Source organism: Pyxidicoccus fallax, assembly GCF_012933655.1.
GTDB classification, from domain to species: Bacteria; Myxococcota; Myxococcia; order Myxococcales; family Myxococcaceae; genus Myxococcus; species Myxococcus fallax.
Genome location: NZ_JABBJJ010000572.1, coordinates 1 through 4497, shown reverse-complemented (window position 1 = coordinate 4497; position 4497 = coordinate 1). Strand labels below are relative to the sequence as shown.

Sequence of the window (4497 nt, the reverse complement as noted above, 5' to 3'; positions counted from 1 at the left end):
GGGGGCGCGGGCGGGGCTTCGACTTCAACCATGTTCGGTTCGTAGACCCAGCCCTGCTCTCCATTCTGGGCCTGGACCTTCAGCCAGTCCCCCTCCTCACCGAGCACCTGCAGCTTGTCGCCCGGATACACCTTCATCTTGATGGGCGTCTCCCCGGAGGCGGAAGGTGCGGCACGGACGTTGACCGCTTTCTCCTCCCTGTTGTCGGACGGAGTCACCCAGCGCGGCTCCTCGTCGGCCACCTGGCGGTTCGCCACGCCGGTCAGCCCCATCTGCCGGATGAGTGCATCGCGCTTCTCTCCGGGAGGCGTGGAGAGAACCTGCTTCACCTGCACGGCCGGCACCGACACGGGCTGGCCGTAGCGCGGGTGCATGGCCTGCCACTGGCCCAGGGTCTCGTACCGCACCGTGGGGTGGTTGGGGTCCACCACGGAGCCGTCTGGCCTGCGCACGAGCGCGTGGCCGACGTCATCCTTCGCGTCGCGCATCAGGAGGATGGAGTCTCCCGGCCGGGCCAGGGCCACCGCCTTCTCCAGGCAGTTGGAGCGGCCGTCGCCCAGCTGCTCCGTGCGCAGCGAGCTCGCCACCGTGGGAACAGACGGCTGGAACGTGTTGACGTCACGCGGTGTCACCCGCGCCGGCTTCGGCGGCTCCGGAGGGGGCGTGGCTGGCGTGGGCTCCTGGCGGTGGGGCTGGAGTGACGGCAGGAAGCGGGGAAGGTGGATCATCGGGCGCGGCCTCTCGGACAGAAAATTCCTATCCATGTGTCGCGTCGGGCGGAGCACCGGTTGAATTAAACCGAGTTAAATCGGCGCCCCGGCGAGGCCGTGGGTCGCCTCAACGGACGATGTCGCGGGTCTCCAGGACCTCGCACGTCGGTCTATCTGGCGGAGCACCCAGACACCTCGCACGCATGCTCTTGCCGAGAGGCTCCCACTGGGAGTTGCCGACCCGCATGGTGTGCCGGTGGTGCGGAGCTTCGCGGAGGCCGCCCCCGCCCCGGCGCCCCAGTAGAGATTCTGGAGGCGCCAGGCGGGGGTGAGGGGAGTGGGCCCTCCTGGATTCGAACCAGGGACCAATCGGTTATGAGCCGACAGCTCTAACCGCTGAGCTAAGGGCCCCCAAACACGTAACAACCACCACGTCCGGGTGAATAACTCCGCGCGCGCGCCGCTGGCAAGGGGCTGGCCTGCTCCCATCAGATGGGAGAAGGCATCCCGCGGAGGGAGGGCGGCGGTTACCCGCGCTCGCCGTCGTCCAGTTCCACACGGAACAGGTTGCCGCGCTGGTGCACCGTCACGCCCTCCGCACGCAGGCGCCGGGCCTGCTCGTGGGCCACCGCGGGCGCCAGCGTTCCGCCCGAGCGGATGACTCGCCACCAGGGCACCTCGTCGTGCGTGGGCAGGTCGCTCAGTTCCATCCCCACACCCCGCGCCGCGCCGGGCCGCCCCGCGTAGAGCGCCACCTGCGCGTACGAGCGCACCTGCCCGCGCGGAATCGCCCGCACCGCGCGGCGCACCGCCTCGGAGAAGGGGAGGGGCGTGTCCGGGTCGGGCCGCGATGCCCCGGCCCGACCCCGCGACGGCCCGGGACGGGCCCTGGATGATTCGGGGCCGGAACGCGACGACGCGGCCGTGCCCCGCGACGGCCCGGGCTCGGAGCTCGACGACGCGGACTTCTTCTTCACATTCGCTTTGAGCGCCACGGCTTCGGGACTCTAGAAACACGAAGGCCCCCGGTCCACGAATGGGAACGGGGGCCTCGTGGGAGAGGCCTGACGGAAGTCAGGCCCTCACACCGCGCTCAGCTCTCCACGAAGGAGCGCAGGCGCTTGGAGCGGGACGGGTGGCGCAGCTTGCGAAGCGCCTTGGCCTCGATCTGCCGGATGCGCTCGCGCGTCACCTCGAAGTCCTGGCCGACCTCTTCCAGCGTGTGGTCGCTCTTCTCGCCGATGCCGAAGCGCATGCGGAGGACCTTCTCCTCGCGCGGCGTCAGCGTGGCCAGCACCTTGCGGGTCTGCTCCGCCAGGTTCATGTTGATGACCGCGTCCGCCGGCGACACGAGGCTCTTGTCCTCGATGAAGTCGCCCAGGTGGCTGTCCTCTTCCTCGCCAATCGGCGTCTCGAGGGAGATGGGCTCCTTGGCGATCTTGAGGACCTTGCGGACCTTGTCGAGCGGCAGCTCCATCTTCTCGGCAATCTCTTCCGGCGTCGGCTCGCGGCCGATCTCCTGCACGAGGTAGCGGCTGGTGCGGATGAGCTTGTTGATGGTCTCGATCATGTGCACCGGGATGCGGATGGTGCGGGCCTGATCGGCGATGGCGCGGGTGATGGCCTGGCGGATCCACCACGTGGCGTACGTGGAGAACTTGTAGCCGCGCTTGTACTCGAACTTGTCCACCGCCTTCATCAGGCCGATGTTGCCCTCCTGGATGAGGTCCAGGAACTGCAGGCCGCGGTTCGTGTACTTCTTCGCGATGGAGACCACGAGGCGCAGGTTCGCCTCGACCAGCTCGCTCTTGGCGCGCTCGGCGCGGCGCTCACCCAGGCGGATGGCGTCGTAGTTGCGGCGCAGCGACTCGACGGGGAGGTTCGCCTCCTCCTCCACCTTCTTGATCTTCCGCACCGCCGTGCGCACGTCGCGGTCCAGGACCTCGAGCTGCTCGGGCGTGAGGTTGAGCTGCTTCTGCAGCTTCTTGCCGATGTTCGGATTCTCGCGCGACTCCTTGAGCTGCGGGCGCAGCTCCTTCATGGAGATGCCGTAGCGGCGCTCCAGGTCACGCAGCTCGTCCTCGGCCTTGTCGACGCGCTCGATGAGGGCCTTCAGGTTGATGACGATGCGGTCCACCTGCTTCTTGTTGAGCCGCATCTCCTCCAGGACCTCCATCATCTTGGTCCGGAGGTCCTTCATCTCCTGCTTGAGCTCCTTCTTGCGGACCTCGGTCAGCTTCTTCTTGCCCGAGAGCTCCTCTTCCAGCACCTCGCAGTCCTTGGCGAACTTGCGGAAGCGCTCGATCTGCTTGCAGATCTGCTCGATCTTGTTGAGCTCGCTCTGCGCGAGCTGCTGGGGAGCCTCGCCGTCGGCGCCCTCCTCGGGAGCCTCGTCGCCGCCCTCGGACTGGGCCTCTTCCGGCGCGTCCTTGATGACATCGCGCACGCGCAGCTTGGCCGTCTTCAGCTTGTTGCCGATGTCGAGGATCTCCTCCACGGCGACCTTGCAGGCGAGCAGCGCGCGGAGGACTTCCTTCTCACCCTCCTCGATGCGCTTGGCGATCTCCACCTCGCCCTCGCGCGTGAGCAGGCTGACGCTGCCCATCTTGCGCAGGTACAGGCGCACCGGGTCGTTCGACTTGCCACCCGGCTCGTCGTCCTCGTCCTTCTCGTCCTCGTCGGCGTCTTCCTTCTCCTCCTCGACGGTGACGGTGGGCTTGATCTCGTTGTTCTGGGCGGCCTTCTGCGCGTCGACGATCTCGATGTCGTTGTCGCCGAACATGCTCATCACGTCGTCGATCTGATCGGACGACACGATGTCGGCGGGGAGCGCGTCATTGACCTCGTCGTAGGTGAGGAAGCCCTTCTCGCGGCCCGCGGCCAGGAGGTCCTTGACCTCCTTGCGCTCGGCGACCGGATCCTCCTCGATGTCGTCCTCGACGGCGTCGGGGTCCACCTGGACGGCGGCGGCAGCCTCCTCCGCGGCCTCCTCGGGGTCCACGTCGTCCGCCATGGCGGGGGCGACACCCTTCTTCTTCTTGAGCTTCTCGGTGGCCTCGGCCACGACGTTCTTCGCGGAGACCGCGTCCTGCTGCTCCTCGGCGCCCGGCTTCGTCCCCTTCGGCGCGGACGCGGAGCTCTCCGGCGCCTTCTTCTTGCGGATCACCGGATCCACCTTCTTCTTGGTGGGCTTCACGGACGCCTTCGAGGGCTTCTGCGTCGGCATTCGGGTACTTCTCCTTAAGAAATTCAGGGGCTTGAAGGCCAGGGGCGAGCCGGCCGATCTACCGCAAAGTCAGGGTTTCTTACAAACGCGAACTCAAACCGGTTGCATGGGCGCCTTTGTTCCCGAGGAGCCAGGCTTGAGCTCCTCCAGGACACGCTTCTTGAGCGCCAACAGTTCCACGCGCTCCGCCAGGAGCTGGCGTGTCTCCTCTGTCAGGTCGAACGCCCCCGCCGTCTGCTCCGTCGCCCGCCTAATATAAATGAGGCGCTCGTCAATGCGCCGCACCATGATTTCCCGACAGATGTTCGAGAAGTCCTGCTCCAGCACCATTCCCGGCTCGGGCAGCTGGCGCCAGGCCTCCTCGATGGCGCGCTTCACGGCGTCAGAGGCCTCGTAGAGCGCGTCCTCCGTCCCGTGCCCGGACGTCGCGTGGGCAAGCGCCATGCGCAGCCCCATGTGGGACAGTTCGTCACACACCCGGAAGGTGTCACGAGCAAGCAGGCGGGCATCCCGGAGGACGGAGGCCACGTAGAGCGTCTCCAGCCAGGGTGGGGGCTTCTC

The 4497-nt window shown here is 67.3% G+C and carries 3 protein-coding genes, 1 tRNA gene and 1 pseudogene; all 5 read right to left on the bottom strand.

From position 1 onward, the window contains the following. Window positions 1-728: SH3 domain-containing protein (locus HG543_RS51800; protein WP_169352388.1), on the bottom strand; the 728-nt coding region annotated here is incomplete at its 3' end. A gap of 320 nt (window positions 729-1048) precedes the next feature. After that, window positions 1049-1121 (bottom strand) — tRNA-Ile (locus HG543_RS51795). A gap of 116 nt (window positions 1122-1237) precedes the next feature. Next, window positions 1238-1705: an MGMT family protein gene (locus HG543_RS56935; RefSeq protein ID WP_343073655.1), complete on the bottom strand. Its 468-nt coding sequence runs from the start codon at window positions 1703-1705 to the stop codon at window positions 1238-1240. Window positions 1706-1803: 98 nt separating this feature from the next. Beyond that, entirely contained in the window at window positions 1804-3936 is a 2133-nt protein-coding gene (gene rpoD, locus HG543_RS51785) for an RNA polymerase sigma factor RpoD (RefSeq protein ID WP_169352387.1), read from the bottom strand. Window positions 3937-4029: 93 nt separating this feature from the next. Beyond that, window positions 4030-4497: pseudogene (locus tag HG543_RS51780) on the bottom strand (DNA primase); the annotation flags it as partial.

Coding starts and splice junctions, on each gene's coding strand:
- rpoD (WP_169352387.1), bottom strand. CDS start 3,936: ATGCCGACGCAGAAGCCCTCGAAGGCGTCCGTGAAGCCCACCAAGAAG.